The following is a 23,956-nucleotide window of genomic DNA, read 5'->3' as shown; positions in this document are numbered from 1 at the left end:
ATCTGGCTTAATATGCCCCTTTTCCTAAACAAACTATTTTGATGGTTTCTAACAAAATTTCTAGATCTAGGTTGAGCGACCAGTTATCGATGTAGTGAAGATCTAGCCGAATCGCGTCGTTGAATGTTTTGATATTAGCCCGACCTGAGACCTGCCACAGTCCGGTGATGCCAGGTAGCACCTGATGGCGAACATGGTGCCATGACTCGAATAGCAATGTGTCTCTAATCGGTAGCGGGCGCGGACCGACGATACTCATCTGTCCTAACAGCACGTTGAACAACTGCGGTAACTCATCTAGGCTGGTGCGTCTAAGTAGCTTTCCAATAGAGGTAATGCGTGGATCGCTAGCGATTTTGAACATAACGCCGTCTGTATGTTCGTTTTGCTGCTCTAAGCTAGCTTGCAGATCGGGCGCATTGACAACCATCGTGCGAAACTTCCAGGCATAGAAGAGTTTGCCATGCAGTCCAGTCCGCTCTTGACGAAAAAATATAGGACCTGCTGAAGAGACTTTGATCGAAACCGCAATGGCGAGGAAAAGCGGCGACAGCAGAATAGTTGCAGTCACAGCAACCAAAAAATCTAGCCCGCGCTTTAGCTGGTAGTCGGCGCCTCTAAAAAAAGAGGATTCGATTCTAAGGGTTGGTAAGCTAGCAAAGATTTCTGGCATACCGCGTCGATAGATCATCTCTCGGCTAGACGGCAACAGCCTTAGCACAACGCCAATGCTCCGTAGCTGCCAGAATAGGCTAGAGGCAAGCTCTGCCTCAGGAATATCTTCGGCCAACACTTCTTCTGGACGTAGCCGCATGATCGATTGCCAAGTGGTGGCTGAATGGGCAGTAGATGCGATCGCTGCTCCAACAACAAGATAGTTATGCTGCTTGTCTACTATCTGGGAAAGTGTTTTTAGCCTATGGGCGGGTGCAATCAAAAAAACGGTTGCGGGTCTGTGCCAGGATTCTAGCTTCGTCAGCCATAGGTTAGTCAGGAACCGGAAGCAAAAGATGCTCAGCACGCTGCCTAACCAAGCTGAGAGAAAGAGCGAGCGGGGCAGATTCAAATGAGGATCGTAAAAGTAGATGACAATCAGCGAGCCTAAGTAGATATAGCTAATTAGCTTTGCGGCTTTGGTGTAGTCTTGAACGGCATTGCTGTGGCTATATAGTCGGTAGTGCGCAAATGTGGTGATAGTAGCTAGAACTAGCAGCCAAAATAAGCTTGGCAGCCCTAGCCAAGTCCACCAGATGAAGACGTGGGGTATTGGCGAATAGAATTGATTGAGAAATTGGGCTAGTTTCCAGGCAATAGCGATCGCGCAGACATCTGCAAGAACCAGACTAAACCCTTTTATCCACGGCTGTCTGGTGCTTCGATGTCGGTGATACTTACGAGATGCGCGAATATCGCTTTGCAACCCAAGCTTTTGAACAGTGGTCGGGCGCGAACTCATAAGTTAACTATCAAGAACTACAACACAGATACGCTGTATCTCGTGGGTTGATATACCGATCAGCTTTGCGGTTTTTGGATGCGACTGTGACCCAAATAGCGACTTAGATGATGCTGCAGTAGCTGGCCAGAGAACAAAAACACAAAGGCAAGGTTGGTGAACAAGTAACGCCGCCAGAGCCGTTTTGGTTCTTGCACGAGTCGAAAGCACCATTCGAGACCTGATCTCATCATCCACCTCGGCGCTTGGGCAACTTCACCACTATGAAATTGAAAAGCAGCGCCCACACCAATCATGACGGCATCTAGCTTACCCATCTGACGGTACATCCACTCTTCTTGTTTTGGACAACCTAGTCCAACGAAAACAACATCAGCACCAGACTGCCTAATCCTCTCGACGTCGGCCGCTTCCTCTGCCGCAGTCAGCGTTCTGAAAGGGGGAGAATAAGTGCCTACAACTTCAAGCTTTGGAAATCTGGTTTGGAGTCTATCAGAAAGCTTTTGCAGGGTTTGCGGTGTGCTTCCGTAAAGATAGATAGGAAGATTTGTAGCGGCAGCGCGATCGCACCAGGCAAGCATCAGATCTGGGCCATACACGCGTGACTGACGCTTGGCTCCTAACCAACGCATACCTATCACCAAAGGCATTCCATCTGGAGTGACAATAGCAGCATGGTCAAGAATATTTCGGTATTGAGCACACCAAAGAGCAGTCATGACAACATGCACATTGGCAGCAACGATATAGCTAGATTGCTTGGCCTGGACAAGGGTTTGAATGCGATCACAAGCTTCACTGTAGCTAGTATTATTGATTCGGACGCTCAGAATTTCTGAAGAGATTTTCTTTGCACGCATAGCGAGAACCATTGCAGATACATAGCTGATAGTTCACGAATTTGGCTAGAAAACCTCACCCTTCCATAATTGAATTTGGCGCACAAAGCGGTAAAGCACTCATTTTCTTATCTGTAATTGCTTGATTGTAAATTTCAATTAGAGCTTTATAGTTAGCATAGGCACTGTAATGATTTTCGAACTCCCGTCGCGCCAGCTTTCGCATTGAGGTCCAGATCTCTGAGTTGTCTACCATCCATTGCACTTGCCGAACTAATGAGTTAGTATCGCCAGCCGTAAAATGTAATCCGTTGACTTTGTGAGTGATCATGGTAGACATTGCGCCTAGATTAGAACTAATGATAGGGGTACCTTTTGCAAGAGATTCAACAATTACCAGGGGCATACCTTCATACCAAAGAGAAGGAAAAATAAGCGCTTTGGCCTTTCCCATAAAGTAATTTACCTCTTCAATAGATCTACGTCCCAAGTACTCTATGCCAGAATTTTCTCGCGCAGCAATTTGAACAGATTCTTTCAAAGGCCCATCACCTATAACGCGAAGAGGAACAGAAGAGCCAAGTATTTTCCACGCTTCAAGTAGCGTCGTTATCCCCTTCTCCGGAGAGAGCCTTCCAACAAAAACAACGCCATTTTCTGACCCACAGCCCTCAGATGGAGTAGGAGAAACAAAGTTAGGCTTTAATACAATTTTTTCCTTTGGAAGACCATTCTCAGAGTATTTCTGTCTCGCGAATTCTGTAAGAGTGATAAATAGATCAACTTTTCTCTTATATGTATTTAGCAGCCTATGGAAGACAAGTGAGCTAGCTAAAACAAGTGAAGCGATTCGGCTCTTACGATAGCACCTGCGATACACACCTAACCATGGAACCGGCTGGTGCAAACAGTCCTCACAGACTTTCCCAGAACGAAAGAGATAAGCGTTCAAGCAGAACAATCTGTAATTTTGCAGAGACTGAACGACGGGAACATCTTCTGCCCCTGCTGCATAGTAGATAGCTGGTGAGATTAAAGGGAAATGATTTTGTATATGTAGAACATCTATTTTTTCTTTCCGAATTATTGCTCGCACGTTTGCATAATCTTGTTGACTCCAAAACGTTCGAAGTGCTAGCCGTAACTTCGGGATATCTTCTATGTCTTTATTGTTTCTGACGTAGCGAATGACTGTATTCCCGTACTGCTCTAGTAGACTGCATTCGCGGTCAAAAGACTCGTCCTCTCCACCACGATTCTGATATCGATTGTGAGCCATCAGTATCTTCATTCAAACTCATCCTGTCGTTGATATTAGTAATCAAGCATCTGCTTATTCACTTTTTAGGCACTCAGCTTCAACACATTTTCTTATTAGTCATATTTGAATGCGATCGCCTGCAATGCTGCGCCCATTCCAATTTTTGGCGCAAGGTCGTATAAAAATCTGACTAGCCTTCTAGCAAGCTCTGGCCAGTCTTGTACACTCTCAATAACTTGAGGACTGCTCGATAGGATAATGGTTCTATCAAATCCAGCTTCCTGTAGTGCATGCCGCAAAGAATCTGAAGAGAAATACACAATATGCTCTGGTGGGATTATATGAGACCACTTAGGTCCTCGTATGCGCGCTCCCAGGCTACCGATATTAGGCGTTTCAACAAACAAGACGCCTTGGGATGACAGCAGCTGATAGCACCGATGAAGCATACCTACTGGATCGATGAGATGTTCAATAACGTGGTAGCTGGTCACTAGATCGTAGGAATCTACTGGAAGATCAAGAGAAAGGATATCGCCCTCTAATACAGAATTATTCGTCTTCTGATTAGCTGTTTGAACTGCGGTTTTAGCTAGCTCTGTGCCAGTCACATCCCACTGCGCACGTTTCGCAGCACGGAGAAAGTCTCCTGTGCCACAGCCGACATCTAGAAGGGACCTTTTAGGTTTGCCTATCAGTGAAGAGGCGTGTGCCGTCAATAGTTTTTCTAGTGACTGATAGCGAGTTTCAGCAAAGAATTCACCCACCATTCTACTCTGACTGAAATCGTCATGATATCCATTGTTGTAAAAATCGCTTAGCTCTTGCTGGGTAGGCATAGGTGAGAAGAATACAACGTGGCATACCTTACAAACCTTTAGGTCTCCTCTTTCTAGTTGATGCAGTTGCTTGCTCTTTTTGTGATGACATACCGGGCAAACCACAGAGTTCATACTCATCTGATAGTGCGCCTCACCGTATCTAACTAGTTAAGTTTGCCCAGCGACAGCATTAAACCTACTTTCTTTGATTCAATACCTAACGATTGACCGGATCTTTCTATACAGACGAAACAATAAACCAAACTGATAAAACTGAGTAAATCGATCAGCTTGGTCATTTCTCAAGACGATAGAAGGATGCTTCAGAGGAAATGTCATCTCTGTAGTTGACATATTTGAAAAGGGAGACTTTGCGTAGGTCAGATGGGTTCCATCAGCCGCGAAGCCAATGTTTGATACTAGATTATTCTTTGGTAATATACATAGTCCGCTTTGTAACCAACAAGCCAAAGTCCATACATAATCCCAACTATCTATGTCGCCAGTATAAGTTCGTTGAAATATACTGTGCCAGTAACTAATTGCTGTTCTACCATAGAAAATATCTTTCAATCGATTGTCTTGTTTAACTTGAGGCCAAAACTGCATATCAGCGTCATAGTGTCGCCAAGCACGCTTCCACGTTGCCCAGCCCCAACAGTGAGGATAACGAGAAAAGTAGTAACTATCCTTCGTTCTTTCGCATCCAAACTGAAAATTATTCCCCGATATCGCCATGACTCTTTCGTCATTTTCGTAGTAGTCCAACAATTCGCTGCAAAACCGAAAAAAGGAAGCATCTGGAAGGCAGTCATCTTCTAATATGATTGCTCTATCAATTTCTTCAAAAGCCCAGCTCAGCCCACTTTCTACACGCGCCTTACAACCCAAATTTGTCTCTGAAAAGTTCCTAAAGACTTGGCAATCCCAATCTACCTGCTCAGCAATTCGGCGCGCTTCTTTGCATCTCTCTTTGTCTTCAAACCTATCGAGTCTTGGACCATCCGCAACGATAAATAGTTGCGATGGTTGAGCTTCTCGAATGCGTTCAAAAACTTTTTTGGTGGTTTCTGGCCTGTTGAATATCAAGAATATGACTGATTCCATAGTGTTCTGATCTATTTGCAAGACGCACAAGATTGCTCGCACCCGCGTCGTAGAATTTCTGTTTGACCTAAATGTCTTTCTTTCTAGCACAGTGAATAAGATACTTCACTGCTACTTTGAACAGTGGTGGAATGTAGCTTTTGATTAGGGTCCGGTTGTAGATCATTTTCTCGTAGAATTATAGAGGCAGACTAAGTCGCTTTATCTTCGGATCGGCTTAAGATAATTAGTCGATAGGCTGCTCTACAACTCAAACAAGCTAAGGAAAACTCTAGCTGAGTAATACGAAAGATCTTGTTATCATGTTTCTCGTTTTACGAAGAGGTTCAAATAGAAAGCAAGCTCCATGTACAGCAACCCAATACGAGAAAACTGTTGCTATAGCTGCACCAAATGCACCATGTTTCGGTATTAGAAGGCAGTTTAGAAGGACGTTAACGACACTAGCTACCAGAACAGTCTTTAAATGAATCTTTGTCCAGTTCATCGAAACCATAAACGCACTTTGCGCAGTGCCTAAAGTTACGAACAGGACGCTCCATATAAGCAAAGTAAGAATAGGTGCTGCTTTGGCGTAACTGGATCCATACAAGATGCCCAAAAGTTCTCGTGAAAATATGGATACGAATACGATGAATGCATAGCTTATCAAACTAAGCTGGTTGTATAGTTTTTGAAGATTACTATAGAACGCACTTTCGCCTTCTTCTTTTAAGCGGACGATTCTAGGAAAATTGGATCTTATGAACGCAATCGGAAAAAGATAAAATACTTCTGTCAACTGGACTGTGGCAGAGTATAAGCCTAGCTCTGTGCTACCTACCAGAGTATTGATCATTATTTGATCTATCCTCATATAAACTGTGATAGCAATTCCTGAGAAAATAAGTGGCCAGCTATCGGAAAGAACGTTTGTCATTCTAGATAGTGAGATAGCAGATGTATTAAGAACTTGCCTTCGGTATATATAGACTGAAATGATAGTGATAAAGGCAATTAAATACTCGCTACAGGAAGCTACAGCCAATACAATAATTGATTTTTCTGTTGCTACAGAAACTACTATCAGGGCGGTAGCCAAAGCGGACGCAATACTTTTAGAAAAGGTGATAGCTCCATATTTTAGCTTTGATTCGAAAGAGAACTCTATCGCTTCAGATGATCTGAAAATCATTTGAAGTGAAAATATGACTATCAGCAACCTAACCAACACATCTGAAATGAATGCGAAGGCTGTCCCAATAGCTAAAAGAAAGAATAAAAGCCCAGACATAATTCTAAAGAAAAATGCTGAACTGACTATCTCTCCGCCAGACTGTGGCTCTTTAATAAGCTCTCTTCTAAAAATTTGACTAGTTCCTAAGCTTGAAACTGCTACGAAGAAGCTAGTAAATGCCAAAGCATAGTTGTAGATGCCATACTGTTCGGGCTGAAGGTAGCGAGCTATAAGAATCCCAGATATTGCAGCTGAACATAGTCGAAGGAATTTCTCGATAATCTGCCAAACTGTACTTGCTATGATGCTTGTCGATTCAGATTCTCTAGCTATCCACGAAAAGAAATCCCTGAACCTTCGACGCAATAGATATTTGGCCATGTACTTGCATCAAAGATGAGGTAGATTAACTTCTTCATGGTGCTGAGGTAGTTGAAACATTGGCCCCGTCAGTATTTCGTTGTCTCTTACTATCGGAATCTAGTCAACACTAGGCTGTGCACTTCTCCGTACAAATTATCAGCAGTAAACATCGTGTATCCTTCAGTTAGTTAATCTTCTAGCATCTGAAGTTGATTACGAGCTTCAGCAATAGGTAAATTCAACAATCTGATTCACGAAATTACCCAGCCCAGAATCACTCGGATAGAGCGATAGATAGATTCAACTATCCACCTAAGAACAAACGAGTTGTAAAAAATTTCAACGGCGTAGCTCATCAGTCCAATTATTCGAACAGTTTCATAAGGCACTAGAAAACTTATCTTGCATGCCTAGAGTGCCCTAGCAAGACAGAGTTCTATCATGTTTTCTTGATAAGGCTTGGTTGGCTGTTGGATGATAAATTGCATTTAGAGGCGATCGCACTTCCACGATCCCACCTCACCAAAATCAAGCTAGCGCAACTAACCAAGCTTGCTGACAAAATCCTGGTGAGATGAATGATTAATTCCCCGCCTCAAAGTCTCCAGTACCTGAGCAAGATCACCCGCAACAAAAGCCTCACTATCAAGCCACAGTCCAGGAAAGGCAACACTCCGCAAAATACCTGCCTCATCTGGAGTTAGGACCTCGTATCTTCCAGCCTTTAAACTGAACCAGATAATGGATTGACTGCTAGCCTGCCAGACAAGGTATTCCTGCACTCCGTTTCGTCGATAGACTTGCTTTTTATCATGCAGATCATAAGAAGCGCTACTCGCAGCAATTTCTACGATTAGCTCTGGTGGCCCTTCTATATAATCGTCTTCGCTAATGCGTGATCGTCCGCCCTTGTCCGCATCAATCCGCAACAATATATCTGGCTGCGGTTCATTATCCGCATCTAATCGAACGGTTGTATTATCACAACCCATCACTCCTGGCCTTAGGGCTTTGTATGTACCTAGCCAGGTAATTAGATCGTGGTGTGGCTGACCGTGTTTTTTGACGCGAACTGGCGAGGCCAAATACACAACTCCTTCTATCAACTCTGCCTTCTTAAGATGAGGCATATCTTCATAACGCTTCTCAAACTCATCGCGAGTCAATCTATCCCCATTCTCTAGAGGAAGCGTTTCTTGAGTATCGCGAATAGTTGTGACCATCGCCGCTGAGCCAAAATTCCTGTTAGCGCTGACTATATTCTATCTAAAACCAAGCCTGTTCCCCTTTGCGCCAATCGCTCTACCTATCACCTTTTGCCAAGGTACTGATGCCATCCGAAATAAGTGCAACGAGGCGTGATCTTTGAGTAGTTGATCTCTAAATGGCGTGTGATATCATTGAGAACTGCTACATCCACATTTTGTCTAATCACTTACTAAGTCACCACCAAGCGTATGGCTCTGCTACAAGAACGCAAACAAGAAATTATCACTGAGCACCAGGTCCACGAGACGGACACGGGATCTGCAGACATCCAGATCGCAATGCTAACCGATCGGATCAACACCCTCAGTAAACACCTTCAAAAAAATAAGAAGGACTACTCCTCTCGCCGTGGCCTGCTAAGGATGATTGGCCAGCGTAAGCGCCTATTGGCCTATCTGATGAAAAAAGACGCCGAGCGCTACAGAGAACTCATCAAGAAGCTAGGCATTCGCCGCTAAGCTTCTGGCAAAATCGATTGCTAAATCGGCATAGCTAGAATCAACTCGCCATTGAATGAGGCATTGAACAGTTAGGTGGACAGTTAGATTTATACTCCGCTGAAACTCACAAGCTGCTAGTTACTTCACACAAGGACAAGATGGCCTCCAAGTCTGGGCGCGGTGCTAAAGACGAAAAGAAAGGCGATCGCGCGCCGCTACCCTTTGAACCCGGACGCGATCGCAAGAAAGTTAGCAAATCCGCTAGCAAAGCACGTGCTGACCAGTCATCGGCAAAATCATCCCGCGCAGCATCAGCGAAGCCTAGCAAATCTAATCAGAGCGCGTCTGATCAGGGCAGCGCCGGCATATCCGCTCGGGCGCAGGCTAGAGTAGATGAAATCAGAGCCAGCAATCGCAAGAAGGCAGAAGCCAAAGCAAAGGCAACCAAGGTCAAATCATCTGGCCAAAACCAAGCAGACGATCGAGGCGCGATCCCAGCAGCCGTCAGCAAGCGTATGCTTCGGCGAATGGCAGTACTGGCACTCAGTCCGATTGCCCTAGGCGTCGGTATCTTTTTTCTGTCTTACTATCTACTCAGTCGTGAGATTGTCGAATTTGCCCCAGTGGTCGTGCTTCTGACCACAATGGGCTGCTTTGGCCTTGGCGTTGTAGGTCTAAGCTATGGCATGCTATCAGCCTCTTGGGACGAAGCGCCTGGCAGCCTGATAGGAATGGACGAATTCAAGCTGAATCTAGGCAGAATGAAAGACGCTTGGCAAGCGTCACGGCAGTCTAAAACCTAAGCCCTAAATTAGCCTAGACCCTATGCACAGACGGCTGGGCACAAATAGCTAGACGCGATAGTCAAGAAATTAGAGCAGTAGAAATCAAAGCAGTAGGAAAAGCAATAGAAATCAACTACCAGGCTCAAGCATTAGCACTCGATACCCGGGCCGCCTGCGCTAGCAAATATAGCTCTGCCCATTGACTTGTGACCTGTTTCGGCGTGAGACCAAAAGACTGGGCAATCTTCTCTATGGGCTTGCCCGCTTTGAGGGCAGTGAGTATCTTTTGCTGGTGGGGATCAAGGCTCTCCCAGTAGCGATCCCACTCTTGCGAAGTTAGACCCAGATTATGCTGAATTAAAGACGTTTTTAGCCAGGAGAAAACCAGATCTGGCTGCTCTTTGAGCGTGAAGATGCGAATAGCATGGTAGCTGACTTTCTCACGCAGACGATAAGCCTCACGCACAGTAAGCCCAAGCTGACGAGAGATACTTTCTTGAGCGTAGCCTTGCAAATGCAAATCTAGCCACCCGGCAGCAGTATCCCCTAGCTTCGTCTGCAGATAGTCAGAAAACTGCTGCTTGACTAGCTGACGGTTGGCCTGCTGATTTTCCAGCGCCTGTTGAACCTCGTAGCGGTCTAACGCCTCAAAATCCAACAAGCTCAAGGTGCCTTCAGAATCATCAGTGCCGAGTTCTTCTGAGATTAGCTGAATGAGTTCATCGCTAGGAACCTGGGTCATGCCACCGCGCTGCGATCGCCGCAGGTAGTTGACAAACCGATACACCAACAAAGGCTGATTGCGAATAGGTCTCAGGCAATATTCTTCGATCGTGGCCAAGGTCAGCAGATTTCGTAAGCTAGACCTGTCGGTGCATTCGCCAATCCACTGAGCCTGCGATCGCAAGAATTTATCGCTTTGCAGCATCTCTTGGATCACCTCTTGCAGCACATCCTTAACGGCTCGTTTGCGATCGCGGCTCAGGGCGATCCAGGTTCGCACCTTACTACGAATCAAAAACAATCCCCCGAGCTTTTGCAGCAGTCGCTGATAGCCCCGCGCTGGCGATAGCCCCCAATAGCGCGAAATCAAGATGCGATAGCGATAATCCATCGCCTTGCAGGCCAGTTTGATTTCAGCCGCACTCATCGGCTCAAACCGAGCAGGATCACCGATTAGCCACTGAGCGATCGCATCATGCGTGTGTTCAGGCTGGTCAGGCAGATCGCTCTTGAGCTGACGCTGCCAGGAAGACAATATCTGAGAAGAGTCATTCTGGGGAAGTTGATTTTGAGCACTCTTTTGCTGGCTATTGTCCTGATGAGTGCTCTGATAACCATTAGTATTCGCTGGTATCACCTGTTTTCCCCGAACCAAACTATTGCCTACTTTAACCCAAGATACAAACCCCCCGAACTCCTAGGCTCTAGCAGTTGCAGGTATTCTCTGATACGGCAGTTTCTAGCGAGCCTCATTATTCTTCTATCAACGCTCCGTCAAACAGGCGCTCTCTAGAAAAGCGACTTGACCTTTACGAGCAGGTTTTCTAAGATAGCTGCCTTGAGCGATTTTTCACAGACCGAATAGAAGCCAGTCCAGTAGATGCAGTAGTGTCGCCCATCAAAGCTTTAAGCCGTCAAATCGGCGTTCAGCTATAGCTAGACGTTTCCTTTGGCCATAGCCACTCCGAACGAGAGTATTCATGACACGTAGTATCTTGCGCAGTAAGCAAAAACAGGGCTACGCCCCGTCTGCTCCCCATGCTTCCACCCGTTCTACTTTCAAACGAGCGCTAGATATTACGGGTGCGCTAGTAGGGCTAGTGATCTTAGGTGTGCTGCTAATTCCAATTGCGATCGCGATTCGCCTAGACTCCGAAGGGCCGATCTTCTATGCTCAAGAGCGCTTTGGCCTACAGGGCAAACCGTTTACTATCATCAAGTTTCGCTCTATGGTAAACAACGCCGAAGCGCTTAAAGCTACTGTCGAAAATGAAGCCAACGGTCTGCTCTTCAAAAATACTGAAGATCCTAGAATCACTCGCGTGGGTCGCATCCTGCGTCAGACGAGCCTAGACGAGTTTCCCCAATTTTGGAACGTTCTACGCGGTGATATGAGCCTAGTAGGGACTCGTCCACCGACCGCTGACGAGGTAGAGCATTACACAGCTCACCACTGGCAACGTCTAGCCGTACGCCCGGGACTCACCGGCCAATGGCAAGTGAATGGACGCTCGGAGATCAAAGATTTCGAAGAGGTGGTCGCATTAGATTTGGCCTACCAGCAGCTATGGACACCGTTCTATGATGTGAAGCTACTAGTTAGAACCGTAGTGATGCTACTCTCTAGACGTTCTGGGGCATATTAGGGGTTCCGAACTCCCCTGTTAGCTCTAGTCGCTATTAAGCTTGCTCTGTCGCTCTGGGCTGTCAATCTGAGCCGATTAATCTAGCCAGCGAGCGACATCTTTGGCGTGGTAGGTCAAGATCAAATCCGCACCCGAGCGCTTAAAGCTAGTCATTGTTTCCATGACCACTTTTTCCTCATCGATCCAGCCATTGAGCGCCGCAGCCTTCACCATCGAGTATTCACCCGACACGTTGTAGGCAGCAACCGGAAGATTAGTCGCCTCTTTGACCCGCCAGATGATGTCCATATAGGCCAGAGCAGGCTTGACCATCAGCATATCTGCGCCTTCAGCGATATCTAGCTCAATTTCTTTCAGTGCTTCTGTGCCGTTACCAGGGTCCATCTGATAAGTGCGGCGATCGCCAAACTGCGGGGCGGATTCGGCGGCGTCACGAAACGGTCCGTAGTAGGCAGAAGAATATTTAGCAGCGTAGGAAAGGATAGGAATATCTTCAAACCCACCGCTGTCTAGCCCAGTCCGAATCGCTTGGACAAAGCCATCCATCATGCCAGAAGGAGCGATAATATCAGCGCCTGCGTTGGCCTGGGAAATAGCTGTCTTCTTTAGAAGTTCTAGGGTGGGATCATTGAGAACGCGGCCAGACAGATCCCCGACCTCTAGGTAACCGCAGTGGCCATGGTCGGTATACTCACAAAGGCAGGTATCGACGATCACGACTAGATCAGGGACGGCTTTTTTGATCGCCTCGGTAGCTTTTTGAACAATGCCATGGTCGTGCCATGCGCCGGTGGCTTCGGTGTCTTTTTCAGTGGGGATCCCAAAAAGGATCACTGCAGGAATGCCCAGGTCGTAGACTTCCTTAGCTTCTTCAACGATCTTATCGACAGAGAGCTGGTAGACACCTGGCATAGACTGGACTTCTTGAGCAAAGGTATCGCCAGGAACCGCAAACAAGGGATAAACCAGATCGCTAGTAGTGATAATATTTTCGCGGACCATGCGACGAATGTTGTTGTGCGATCGCAGTCTGCGGGGACGATGGGAAGGAAACATAGCGGCAAGCCGTAGCAAGGTAAATGGAGTATTGCAACTGTAGCGATTTGCACCTAGCTTAAGCCATTTCTAGAAGCGGTAATCCTGGTGCTATATAGCGCTAAGCGCATCGCAATCCACTAATGCATCAGCGGATTGCTATCAGTGTAAAGCTTGCGTCAGGATGAATTAGTGAGAACTACGCAAAAGTAATCTTCTGTAAGAAATGACCTAAGATCTGGGTATTAGGATTGTGTTGAGACAATGGTGAGCTGTGTTTGCCCCTTCTGAGCTACTTTGGGCAGTAATCGGGCTGATTTTGACAATCGGATGTACGTGGATAGAAGCTTTTGTCTTCGGTCTGCCGATTAGCGAATGGCTACAGGGTGAAGGAGGTGGTATTGAGGCCATTTCCTTAGGCGTGTCCTTTCAGGTAGGCGCAGTCTTATTTACCGGCTGTATGGGCGGGAAAAACGCAGCGGCCCTCTCTCAGATCGCCTATATCGCCTTAGGCGTCTTGCTATTTGAGTTCTTTGGACTCGAGATATTCGCGCATGGAGCGGGAATAGAGTATGTACAAGAGCCTAGCTTTGGGTATTTGCTAGGATTTGTGCCAGCGGGATGGCTATGTGGACTGCTGGCCTTTCGTTCGAAGCGATCGCTCGAAAGAATTGGGTTTGCAGCGCTATGCGGACTGGTGCCAGTGCATCTGTGCGGGATGGCTTATCTGATTGTGGGATATTTGTTTCGGTGGCTGCCTGCTCCACCGGGCCTAGGGACTGCGATAATGAGCTATTCGATCGTACAGATTCCAGGACAGGTGATGGTGAGCTGTGCGATCGCGCTGATCGCCTTCGGCCTACGCAAGCTGCTGTTCTATTAGCTGTTAGCTGTGCAATCAACAGACATCTGATAGACAGCTAACGGAAAGACATCTAACGAACACCAACCCACAAAATTACCCATTCAGACAAAATCGCCCATTCAGAAATGAAGCCCAAACATGAAGTCTAGAAGAATAAAGCCCAAGAACGGACTGTTTTGGCTAGTGGCAATCGTCGGCGTCAGTCTCGATCAGCTCACGAAGTTTTGGGTAGTGCAAAATTTTGAGCTAGGTGAAAGCATTCCCATTCTGCCTGGGGTGCTGCTCTTTACCTATGTCACCAATCCGGGCGCGGCCTGGAGCTTGTTTAGCGACAGTGGGGAGTGGCTAAAATGGCTTTCGATGGTGGTGAGCGCAGGGCTAGCGCTATACGGCTGGTTTGCTCGGTTGCCTAATCGATGGGAAGCGGCAGGCTATGGATTTATCTTGAGCGGTGCATTCGGCAACGGCATCGATAGAGTGCTGTTTGGAGAAGTGGTTGATTTTCTCCATGTGTTTCCAGTAACGAGATTCCCCATATTCAATCTGGCCGACGTATGGATCAATGTGGGCATTCTCTGCCTGTTGTTCGTCGCCATATTCTTTCCCGAGCCGCACTCTGGAAAGCGCTAGCCAACTTTGCTAAACCTCACCTTCTAGCAGTGACTTTGGGTGGGTCGCGCTCGCCTTAGAAAATCCCTAGTTCCGAGATATGGTTCCGAAATATCCGACATTTTCTGTGTTGATTCCTATACTGTAGACACTTCAGAACCAAGCCACCTGCGCTTATGACCTCTCCCCCCCCGAAGCGGCCACCGAAGCCATCTTCAAAACTACCTAAGACATTTTTAGGGCCGATTACCCGGGCATTTCATACCGTTCAGGCCAATGTAGATTTCTCCAAGGTTCCGCTCAAGCCGGATGCTAGGGTGCCGAAGCTGGTGGTGGAGACCGACGCTAATGGCAAGACCCAAGAGTATCCCCTCGTCGGTGAGCACTACCTGCTGGGCCGGTCTTCTAGAAATGACATCGTCGTGCGATCACCCATCGTTAGCCAAACGCATCTGGCCCTAACCCGCGATCACGGCCTGCCCGGTCGGCCTTTCGTGCTCAAAGACAAAGGCTCTACTAACGGCATCTATCGCAACAAAAAACGCCTTTCAAAACGACCATTGCGCCACGGCGATACCTTGACGCTAGGGCCGGCAGAACTCGCTGATGCGGTGACTGTTCGCTATATCGATCCACCGCCTTGGTATATCACTACGCTGCGTTATGGCGTCTATGGAGCCACGGGGTTCACTAGCCTTTTGGCCCTTTGGATCGTGGGTATAGAGTGGCCCAAACTGTCTATCCATCCGCTGCCAGAATCCGTACAAGGTCCGGTACTAGTCACTGCTGAAGACGAAACCGGCCGCACGCCGCTAAACGAACTGCCCAGCATTACTCATAGAGAGAATAGTCAGCTACGAGACTACTCTCCTTTTTTGCCCAAAGCCGTTGTCGCTTCTGAAGACTCCCGGTTTTACTGGCACCTCGGCGTAGACCCCTTAGGGATTGTGCGCGCGCTCAAAACCAACGTCGAAGAAGGTGGTATTAGAGAAGGCGCTAGCACGCTCACACAGCAGCTAGCTCGTAATACGTATCGAGACTATGTCGGCATCGAAGACAGCGCTGCTCGCAAGATTCGAGAGGCCATTGTGGCGCTAAAGCTAGAGACTTTCTATAGCAAAGACTCGCTGATGCTGCTCTATCTCAACCGGGTCTATCTAGGCAACAATCTCTATGGATTTGAAGACGCTTCGCAGTTTTACTTTGATAAAGATGCTAAGGATCTCAGCATTGGTGAAGCTGCAACCCTAGTAGGCATTTTACCTGCACCGAATGCGTTTAACCCAGTACAAGACTATCAGGCGGCAGTCGATTACCGCGATCGCGTCATCGAGCGGATGGTCGGCCTAGGCATGATCAGCGCCGAAGAAGGCAGGCGTGCTAGGCGATCGCGCATCGAAATTAGCCCAAAGGCCAGAGAACAGCTCAAAAGCGCCGTTGCCCCCTACTTCTATAGCTATATCTTCGAAGAGCTTAGAGAAGTCCTCGGTGAAGATCTCGCCGGTGAGGGAAACTTTATCGTCGAAACCAGTATCGACCTAGAAGCTCAAACCACCGCAGAAAGTGCGCTACGCGATACCGTCGCAACTCAAGGCGCGGCCGATGGGTTTTCTCAAGGCGCACTCGTTACCCTCAACACCCACAACGGTGAAATCGAAGCCCTTGTTGGCGGCGTAGACTATAGCCAAAGTCAGTTCAACCGAGCCAGTCAGGCCTTGCGTCAGCCCGGCTCTACCTTCAAGGTCTTTGCCTACGCCGCTGCCCTAACGCAAGGCATCTCGGCGGGAGAGAGCTTCTCGTGCAGTGACCTCAATTGGAAGGGTCAATTCTATGCAGGCTGTCGGTCAGGCGGCGGCGCGCTTGATATGTACGCTGGCTTAGCTCGCTCAGAAAACGTAGTTGCGCTTAGAATTGCTCAGACAGTCGGACTAGGATCGGTAATAGACCTAGCGAAGCAAATGGGCATCAGCTCAGAGCTGCGAGCAGAGCCAGGACTGATACTCGGTCAAAGTGAAGTCACCCCCCTAGAAATTACCGGCGCCTTTGCAGCCTTTGCCAATGGCGGCATGTGGAATCGACCCCACGGCATTCAGCGAGTGCTTGACAGTGGCGATTGCGTCGACTTTGACGATCCGTCTACTTGCCGGGTGATCTACGACTTTTCTCAGTCGGCAGAGGCAAACGTGCAGGTATTAGACGCGTCTGTAGCTGACACGATGGTCAGCATGATGCGAGGTGTGGTGCAAGGTGGCACTGGCAGCAATGCCTATATTGGGCGGGGAGAAGCCGGTAAGACTGGAACCACGAATGACAACGTTGACATGTGGTTTATTGGCTATGTGCCCAGCGATGAGATGGCTACTGGGATATGGCTTGGAAATGACGACAACGCCCCTACCTATGGCAGTAGTGCTAGGGCCGCAGCACTTTGGGGAGACTATATGGGCAAAGTATTGCGATAATCTCCCGCTTGAGTCAGCACTCAGGGTTCTAATCTCTCAATACAGAAATATCAGCGGAGAGCTGTTGATTATAAAGTTGCCAATATAGAGAGTGCTTATGGCCTAGCGACAACCGAGCTTTGGATAGCTTCAATGGTAGGCGCAAGATCTTCTATCTCGTCGGTGCTGCCAACGGCCAGCAGTCTTATGTAGAAGTTGTCAGGCAGAATCCTTAGATACTGAAATACCGTAGAATCAGAGATAGAGGCCTGAATTAGGTAGCCCTCTCCGCCTGCAAATTCAGTCGGCGATCGCGCTGTGATAGTCGCCTCGGCAAACCCTTCTGTACTCAGTAATAGCTGACTAGAGAATGTATCGATATCAAAGGCTGCGAGTTCAGCGCCCAGAATAGGGCTCACCGAACTAGCAATAATGATGACGGGTGCTTCTCCAGAAGGATCAGGCTCGCCACCGGGACTCAACAAGACAGTCGAGCCTAGTAAAACTTCGAAAACTTGAAACGGAGGCGCGGGCACAAAGGTGAAAGGAAGCTCGGCGACCTTTTGCTCGATAGAAAGTGCCGGAGCGACCTCTACCGACTTAATCGTTTCAACAACCGCTTGTTCACTTAGCAAAGCCGGATCAGTGACATTAAAGGTTAGCAATATCGTACTTTCTGTGCCGAACAGTGCAAAATACTTATCGATTTGTGTGCCTCCGACAGTCTGAGTGCCTTTAACAAACGGGACCTGGCTTCCTTCGACTAGAACGCTAGAGATCGTCTCTACCTCCAGCACGATTCCCCGCGCTGCGAAAGCGTCGGTCACAGCCTCTGGCGTAGAAGATAAAATAGACGAGAGTTCTGTGTAGGCGTCTGGGGGCAGCTCAGCCAGCACAATACTCGCAAGACTTTCTTGATTGACCAGCCCTGAAAACTGATCAGAAACTACAAATCCAGCTGGAGGAAGTAGTGAAACGCTACTTCCTGGAATCGAGATCCGATCCATGTCAGCTGTAGCATCTAGGGCAGGCGAATCAAGCTGGGCTAAGTCCCAATGGGCTTGATCCTGGGAAACGTGAGAACCGGATATTTCGTCTGCATAGGCAGCTAGCGCCAGGGGGGTTGTAGCACTAAGCGCGAGAATGGTCGCAAATAGCCGGGGTGATAGAGGGTAGGGCATTGAGGAAAAAAGAATTTTGCAAGGCGTCTATAGCGTTTATCACGATAGGAACACTTGGCTCAAGTATAGTTTTCTAGCTGAAAGCCATGCGAAACAGCAGTAGGGTCCCACGTCGCTTTGCGGGGCTAGAGAACGCCTACTAAGACAACAGGCCAATTGACTCACATTTCTCGTAGGCGTAGCCTCTTGTGAGTATGCATCAGAGAAACCCTATAAATTGCGATTTACAGCAATCTATAACAGCTATCTAGCTATCCGTACTATCCATAGTGGAGCGAGCATTCTCGAAGAGATAGCCAGTATCTCCAAGATACTTTCGCATAAAGATGCCGCCCCTATCGACACCGATTCTCGAAGACTAGTGCTTGAAGACTAGTGCTTGAAGATTAGAACTGAAACAATACTTTTAGCTCTCCACTGTGCGATCGAATATCACCGCCGAATTCTCCATCGTATCGGACGCCAACGGTGGTGCTATCAGAAATGGCTAGCCCAGCTTCTGCGCCGACCAAGAAGCTGTCATCGTTGGCGAAGGGGGCTGCTGTGCTAACAGTGCTATTGGCAAGCTGACCATCGAACTGAATGGTGCGATCGCCCAGCGCTCCGGCATACAGCAGATCCAAATTGAGTGACAGAAGCCCAGCACCCGTGTCAGTTTGGCCGCCGACCCGGACTCCAAACCCAGCGTTTACTTGGCTGATACCTTCACCGTCGTAGTTGACTGCGATCGCACTCCCTTCCGAATCAAAGCCGCTATAGCCACCGAATGCCACTCCTACTTGACCCAATGGCCCGACGATGAAGTTATCGCTCCGGCTCAAGTTGTAGAATCCTTCAGAAGAGGCGACAAAAATATTGCCGTTGCCATCACCAAAGTTGCCGTTGCCAATGTCCAGGTAGCTGTAAGATGCCGCAACGTTACCCGTCAACGGACCCCTGGCCCCTTCGAAATAAGCGCCGAGAGAATAAGCGTTGATGTTTGCTGAGTCGCCTGTCCCATCTACGTCGGTATTGAAATAGCCAATCCCGACACCGACCGCAGCCAGATTGCTGCCAAGCCTAAGTGCGCGATCATAGCCCACGGCTAGACCATAGGTACCTGAATTGAAGTCGGTGGAAAATTCATTATCATCAACATCGACCGCACCACCAAAGCCAGACACCCAGACGCCATTGTTCGCGTCTTCCTCAACAATTTCAATACCATCAGCTTGCTTCGTGGCGATCAGCACAGGCGTCGTAACACCAGCGGCTGTAGAGAGATTACGCCTAGCATCGCTGCTGTTGGAAGGGAGCAGAACGCTATTGAAGAGCGCAGCTGCTCGAACGCCGCTGGCTGCAGTTTGTGCTCCAATTTCTCCAGAAATTCGAGCAACGAGCGTCTGCGCTTCTTCTATGCTGGACGCTTGCGCAATCAGCTCATCGAGTGCGGCTTGCTGTTCGGACGTTCTTGTACTGTCAGCGGCTAGCTCATTGAGTGCATTTCCAAAGCTGCGGGCATTCTCACCGCTTGCCTCGTTGGCAAAGTCTGACTCTATAGCAATCTCGCCCCGCCTGGTTTCCTCATTGTTGGCAGCGGTTCCTCTAACGAAGCCAGAACCTGTGCGGACCCGAGTGCCGCCTTCAAAGCGGGTATTGCTAAACTGCTGGGTTGCTTGCGGGCCTGTTCTGTTTTCGGTGCGAACGTTGGCGGTAGAGCCAGGGGCGAAGCGAGTGGTACCGCCTTGCTGACCAGAGCCTGAGCCCTCTTCCGTATCTGGCGTGACGTCTGCTGTACCGCCTTCTTGTACATTCACCCTGCCACCTTCACGGGCATTGATTTGATTGCCCGATTGGTCGTCGGTCACCTCGAAGGTCGTTTCCTGACCATTGGCAGGGTCTTCAGGATTGTTGTTACGACCAACGTTGGTCATCTCAAATCCGCTGTACTGCGTAGAATCGTTCGGCTTGCCGTTGCTAAGGTTGAGGGTATCCATGCCGCTGCCTCCTGAGGCCAGTATGCCGGGACCTTCAATGGTTTGGCTGGAATTATCGTTGAGGGTGTCGTTGCCCTCTCCAAGATCAATCACTGGGCTAGCGCTACTTGCTCGCACCGTTCCATTGACCGTGACCGTGTCGTCGCCTGCGCCTAAGTCCAATACAGGTTCAGAAGATCCGCCAAAGACCGTACCATCTACAACGACTGTTGTGTTGGTCATGCCTCGATCGACGATGGCTTGGGCTCCTACGGCGTCGATATTGCCACCGCGTTCCACGTTGACAGTGGCGGTGGCAGCCATTTCGTCAATCAGGACAGCTTGTGATTCGGAGGAGGAAGTTTCTATAATGCCGCGCGATCGCACATTCAGCTCCGCTCCGTTACCCAACATAACGCCTTGACTTTGAGACGATGACGCTGTCACCGTGCCATCTAGATTCACAGTGCCGTTATCCCCCGACACAATTGCCGCCGAATTACCCGAAGATATTTTGACCTCACCCCCATTTTCAACGGTGATAATCGCGCCTGTACTGGTTATCTCAATCGCATTGGAATTGGAAGATTGCGCCGTGACTACACCGCCATCTTGAACCGTGATAGTAATATTTTCAGCCGTACCGAAGATGGCAGTGGCGTTTCCTGAAGATGAGCGCACATCGCCCGCTACCGTAACTGAGCTGCCTGCCCCATCGACTTGTATAGGGTTAGACATGCCACTGGAGGTGGTAACGATGGCCTCTGATCCGACCGTTAGCTTACCGTTCTCACCCGCTAAAACAATCGCATCAGAATTGGAGTTGCCCGTTTCAATTCGAGCATTCCCTATGATCTCTACTGTAGAGTCTGCGCCAGCTGAAATTGCCGGGGATTCACCGCCGCCTGTCCGAACGGTGCCGCCATCTACTGTAATCGTCGCATTCTCACCAGTTGTCACACCAGGAGAAACTTCACCAGAGGTTGAAACAACGCCATTGATCGTAATGGTTGCACCCTCTAAGACATCGATACCGGTGGCGCTATCGCCAGAGGTATTAATCGGGCGGCCGGGGCCTTCAACGGTGATTGTTGCGCTGTTACCTAGGAGGATACCAGGTTGCCCTGTAACAGAGATGCCGCCAGCAGGAGCCTGAATTTGGACGGTGACCTGATTGGCTGCTGGGCCGTTGACGCCAGCGTTATCCAAATTGTTAGCGCAGACGATGGTTTGACGTGATGTGGGGTTGTTGCCGGGTGTGCCTTCGCTTTCTGCCGTTTCCGTATTTTCGACGATGCAGGCGGCGATCGCTCTATCAGTAACAGTTAGGCTGGGTATAAAAGCGCTTCCTAGACAAACCAAAGTAAATACAGATAGGCGGAAGCGTTGATTCATGACTTTTTGAAAAAAGTAACGATAGTTGAGATCACAATTGATAAAAAAATCTACGCTGAAGGGGCAGTGCGAGCGCAGCCGTTATATAGCAGAAGCAAACGTATGAGAGTTTGTTGCTTTCGTAAGCATGCACACTCTCGTACTTCGAGTATGCCCATTCACACTGAAAAAACCGGCCTTTGGAAAATCTCAAAGACCGGTTAGATATCACCAACATACCCAGATAGCTTCGTTTGTCCTGCAAGCACCGCCCCGCAAGCCCTATTGAGCACACACCGGGGAGACAGAGCCGATTACCGAACTCACCTAAGCAGCCTTGACTACAGCTTATGCATCAAAGATAAGGCGTACGCCGATAGCTGGGCAGAAGGTTATGAACAAGCAGGGAATAAGCTGCATGTCAACGTAGGTATCAGAATGGGATCATTTCAATACGGGTGTTCTACACATTAAAGATCACGCTCTTTACGCTTGAGAGCTTAGCCTGCGGAAGCATCAGCGGCGAGAGTATTTCGCCCGTTTCATTTCTCTTTAACTCTAAGCTGACTGAGCTTGATCTGCTTCGCGACACACTCAACACAAAGATAGAGAGACTTCACTAGCTCAGAGTCTTCTTCATACGCGGCAGGTACTAAGTTGGAAAGCCGCTGAGTTTGGCTGATACTGTCCATGTACTCCCACTCTTCAGCGCTGCTGTCTTCTGGGTAGATACCAATAGATATCCCACCGTACTGCTTCATAACATCGAAGCAAGGTACGTCAGAAGCGCCGTCACCTACGTAGATTACCTGGCTAAGCGGAATATGCAAGTCTGCCTGAGGGAAGCTAGAGTAGTTATAGATTAAGTCGTTGCTGTCCTCGGAGTCTTCGATTCCTTTGGAAAGGTAGTACAGATAGCGCGTCTTCTCGGTATGCGTCATCTGCTTTTTGATAAAGTCGACTGCGCCCGTCTCGTCGTAATGAAGCTCGCAGCCCCACATGCGCTTGAAATCTTTAGCGATCGCCGTGTTGCGTGAAATATCTACAAAGCCGCCCGAAATAAGATAGAACTCAAGCTCAATATTGCTACTAATCCGATGAATGGCCTGCTGTAATCGTTCGAAAAGCTTATCTGTCCCTTCATATAGAGGAATGTTCTGGCCTACTTTAGCTAGCAAATCTTGAGTAATCTTATGGTCGCGTCGGTGAGACTCCTGAATCAAGCTATAGGCCCTAGCTAGATACTTTTCCCATCCTTGCTGCACCAGAGCCTTGACTCGGTTCTCTTGAAATTCTTGCGAATTGAGTCCGCAACTTTCTAGCAGAACTGCAAAGCTATCTCTTGGGGTCAGCGTTTCGTCGAAATCAAAAACAACTGCAATTCTGTTAGTGGTTACTCTGGTTATCTGTCTCATGGTTTGAATGGGAGTGAATAAAGCAAGTGCCTAGTAGATAAACTACTAGGCACTCTTTTGAGACAATCTATCTAGAAGAGTGCGATGGCACTACCACTATAAGCTACATCGCATATAAGCTACATCGCAGAAGGATAGACTTCGTCAGCAACGAAGACAGGCTTTTCAGTGTATTCTGCTTCTACTTGCTCTTGCACAGACAGATCCCAAGTGAAGTCATAATCGGTCTCGAATTCTGCCTTCTCATAAGGGCGCAGCACACCTGTGACCGTTACTTTTTCTCCATCGTTCGCCTGTGGCGATGCCATCGTCGATATAACTAGCAAGTCTTCACCACCAAAGAGTTCCTCTTCGTCTAGCGTGAAGGTATTACCATCGAGCTTATCTTCTACTTCACCAGCAACAGCGATTCTTTTGTTGTAGTAGGCTTCTGGGTTAGCCGTGATATCACCTGGGTCTGGAGAGAGTGCGATAGATTGAGCAACGACGACAGGCCGATCTTCGTAATCAGCGTATAAGTTAGGATCTAGTGATAGTTCGTATTCAGTTTCAAACTCAGCAACCACAAGCTGCTGCACCTCGCCAGTTACTTGTACTTCAGTGTCATCGCCTTCGGCTAGCACGAATGGCTCTCCAGATACATTGATAACCAAAACGTCCTCACCACCAAAGAGCTGATCGTCTTCTAGTAGAAAAGAAGTATCATCCACGGTTTCTTCAACTTCTGCACGCAGAGAAACCATTTCACCAACTAGGCCTTCCGCGCCACTAGAAAGCTCTTCGGTGGTGACGTTCTCGGTTGCCTCTTCCTGAGTGGTTGTCTCTGAAGGTGTTTCGCTACAGGCCGCAACTGCAGTCATAGAAGCTGCTAGCAGTAGCCCAACTGTGCGTTGCCAAGAAAGCTTTCTCAAGAGAATTGTCATTTGTATTCGGTCCCTTTCTATGCGTTCTACTTGAGCGTACGCAACAATAGTGCCCAAAGTTTTCTATCAATAGAAAGACAAACTGTGTGGAAATTCGAAAGTTACAACAATGTAATGCAGAAGCTCGAAAGTTACAACAATGTAATTAAGCCTTTGCATTTCGATAGTTCCAAATTTAGAGAATATTGTCAGCGAACTAAATGTTCAACTCACCTGGATGTTTGGCAACTAA

General features: G+C 48.2%; 19 protein-coding genes. 6 read left to right on the top strand and 13 right to left on the bottom strand.

The window, feature by feature from the left end; genetic code table 11:
- Positions 1 to 7: 7 nt before the first annotated feature.
- The 7 genes from S7335_RS06830 to S7335_RS06800 all read right to left on the bottom strand — a co-directional run bounded on the left by S7335_RS06830 (position 8) and on the right by S7335_RS06800 (position 8,286).
- Positions 8 to 1,456: a sugar transferase gene (locus tag S7335_RS06830; protein WP_006453395.1), complete on the bottom strand. Its 1,449-nt coding sequence runs from the start codon at positions 1,454 to 1,456 to the stop codon at positions 8 to 10.
- A 59-nt stretch (positions 1,457 to 1,515) separates the two neighbouring features.
- The gene (locus tag S7335_RS06825) at positions 1,516 to 2,316 is read right to left on the bottom strand and encodes a WecB/TagA/CpsF family glycosyltransferase (RefSeq protein ID WP_038017333.1); all 801 of its coding nucleotides are present in this window, start codon (positions 2,314 to 2,316) and stop codon (positions 1,516 to 1,518) included.
- A 55-nt stretch (positions 2,317 to 2,371) separates the two neighbouring features.
- Positions 2,372 to 3,586 (bottom strand): glycosyltransferase, encoded by a 1,215-nt coding sequence (locus S7335_RS06820; protein ID WP_006456359.1) that lies wholly within the window; start codon positions 3,584 to 3,586, stop codon positions 2,372 to 2,374.
- An 83-nt stretch (positions 3,587 to 3,669) separates the two neighbouring features.
- Positions 3,670 to 4,395 carry a bifunctional 2-polyprenyl-6-hydroxyphenol methylase/3-demethylubiquinol 3-O-methyltransferase UbiG gene (locus tag S7335_RS06815; protein ID WP_227499957.1) on the bottom strand — a complete coding sequence of 242 codons (726 nt, stop codon included), beginning with the start codon at positions 4,393 to 4,395 and terminating at the stop codon, positions 3,670 to 3,672.
- A gap of 192 nt (positions 4,396 to 4,587) precedes the next feature.
- Positions 4,588 to 5,484: a hypothetical protein gene (locus S7335_RS06810; RefSeq protein ID WP_006455890.1), complete on the bottom strand. Its 897-nt coding sequence runs from the start codon at positions 5,482 to 5,484 to the stop codon at positions 4,588 to 4,590.
- 271 nt (positions 5,485 to 5,755) lie between these two features.
- A complete protein-coding gene (locus S7335_RS06805) occupies positions 5,756 to 7,081 on the bottom strand; it encodes a flippase (RefSeq protein ID WP_006457157.1) in 1,326 nt (441 codons plus the stop codon).
- 524 nt (positions 7,082 to 7,605) lie between these two features.
- Positions 7,606 to 8,286 carry a Uma2 family endonuclease gene (locus S7335_RS06800; RefSeq protein WP_006456688.1) on the bottom strand — a complete coding sequence of 227 codons (681 nt, stop codon included), beginning with the start codon at positions 8,284 to 8,286 and terminating at the stop codon, positions 7,606 to 7,608.
- 234 nt (positions 8,287 to 8,520) lie between these two features.
- Here S7335_RS06800 and rpsO point away from each other — a divergent pair, with 234 nt between their 5' ends.
- Positions 8,521 to 8,790 carry a 30S ribosomal protein S15 gene (gene rpsO / locus S7335_RS06795; protein ID WP_038015816.1) on the top strand — a complete coding sequence of 90 codons (270 nt, stop codon included), beginning with the start codon at positions 8,521 to 8,523 and terminating at the stop codon, positions 8,788 to 8,790.
- A gap of 140 nt (positions 8,791 to 8,930) precedes the next feature.
- Entirely contained in the window at positions 8,931 to 9,575 is a 645-nt protein-coding gene (locus tag S7335_RS06790) for a PAM68 family protein (protein WP_006456549.1), read from the top strand.
- Between the two features lie 124 nt (positions 9,576 to 9,699).
- On the opposite strand, the gene S7335_RS06785 is transcribed toward S7335_RS06790, so the two are convergent.
- Positions 9,700 to 10,935 (bottom strand): HetZ-related protein 2, encoded by a 1,236-nt coding sequence (locus S7335_RS06785; RefSeq protein ID WP_006454736.1) that lies wholly within the window; start codon positions 10,933 to 10,935, stop codon positions 9,700 to 9,702.
- A 325-nt stretch (positions 10,936 to 11,260) separates the two neighbouring features.
- Here S7335_RS06785 and S7335_RS06780 point away from each other — a divergent pair, with 325 nt between their 5' ends.
- The gene (locus tag S7335_RS06780) at positions 11,261 to 11,926 is read left to right on the top strand and encodes a sugar transferase (protein ID WP_006454630.1); all 666 of its coding nucleotides are present in this window, start codon (positions 11,261 to 11,263) and stop codon (positions 11,924 to 11,926) included.
- Positions 11,927 to 12,001: 75 nt separating this feature from the next.
- Here S7335_RS06780 and hemB read toward each other — a convergent pair whose 3' ends face one another.
- A complete protein-coding gene (gene hemB, locus S7335_RS06775; protein WP_006456046.1) occupies positions 12,002 to 12,982 on the bottom strand; it encodes a porphobilinogen synthase in 981 nt (326 codons plus the stop codon).
- Between the two features lie 253 nt (positions 12,983 to 13,235).
- Here hemB and S7335_RS06770 point away from each other — a divergent pair, with 253 nt between their 5' ends.
- The 3 genes from S7335_RS06770 to S7335_RS06760 all read left to right on the top strand — a co-directional run bounded on the left by S7335_RS06770 (position 13,236) and on the right by S7335_RS06760 (position 16,897).
- Positions 13,236 to 13,844, top strand: a complete 609-nt coding sequence (locus S7335_RS06770) for a biotin transporter BioY (protein ID WP_006456982.1) — start codon at positions 13,236 to 13,238, stop codon at positions 13,842 to 13,844.
- 120 nt (positions 13,845 to 13,964) lie between these two features.
- Positions 13,965 to 14,456, top strand: a complete 492-nt coding sequence (gene lspA, locus S7335_RS06765) for a signal peptidase II (protein WP_006454038.1) — start codon at positions 13,965 to 13,967, stop codon at positions 14,454 to 14,456.
- Positions 14,457 to 14,611: 155 nt separating this feature from the next.
- Positions 14,612 to 16,897 carry a transglycosylase domain-containing protein gene (locus S7335_RS06760; RefSeq protein WP_006455829.1) on the top strand — a complete coding sequence of 762 codons (2,286 nt, stop codon included), beginning with the start codon at positions 14,612 to 14,614 and terminating at the stop codon, positions 16,895 to 16,897.
- 95 nt (positions 16,898 to 16,992) lie between these two features.
- On the opposite strand, the gene S7335_RS06755 is transcribed toward S7335_RS06760, so the two are convergent.
- The 4 genes from S7335_RS06755 to S7335_RS06740 form a co-directional block, all read right to left on the bottom strand.
- Positions 16,993 to 18,057, bottom strand: coding sequence for a hypothetical protein (locus S7335_RS06755; RefSeq protein ID WP_006454658.1), 1,065 nt, complete (start codon positions 18,055 to 18,057; stop codon positions 16,993 to 16,995).
- A 386-nt stretch (positions 18,058 to 18,443) separates the two neighbouring features.
- Complete coding sequence (locus S7335_RS06750; protein WP_006454236.1) at positions 18,444 to 21,407, bottom strand: autotransporter domain-containing protein; 2,964 nt, start codon at positions 21,405 to 21,407, stop codon at positions 18,444 to 18,446.
- A gap of 521 nt (positions 21,408 to 21,928) precedes the next feature.
- Positions 21,929 to 22,801 carry a haloacid dehalogenase-like hydrolase gene (locus tag S7335_RS06745; protein WP_006454314.1) on the bottom strand — a complete coding sequence of 291 codons (873 nt, stop codon included), beginning with the start codon at positions 22,799 to 22,801 and terminating at the stop codon, positions 21,929 to 21,931.
- Between the two features lie 119 nt (positions 22,802 to 22,920).
- Entirely contained in the window at positions 22,921 to 23,724 is an 804-nt protein-coding gene (locus S7335_RS06740; protein ID WP_038015812.1) for a hypothetical protein, read from the bottom strand.
- Positions 23,725 to 23,956 lie beyond the last annotated feature (232 nt).

The sequence above is a fragment of the Synechococcus sp. PCC 7335 genome (genome assembly GCF_000155595.1).
Lineage (GTDB): Bacteria > Cyanobacteriota > Cyanobacteriia > Phormidesmidales > Phormidesmidaceae > Phormidesmis.
This window is presented reverse-complemented; position numbering and strand designations above follow the sequence as displayed.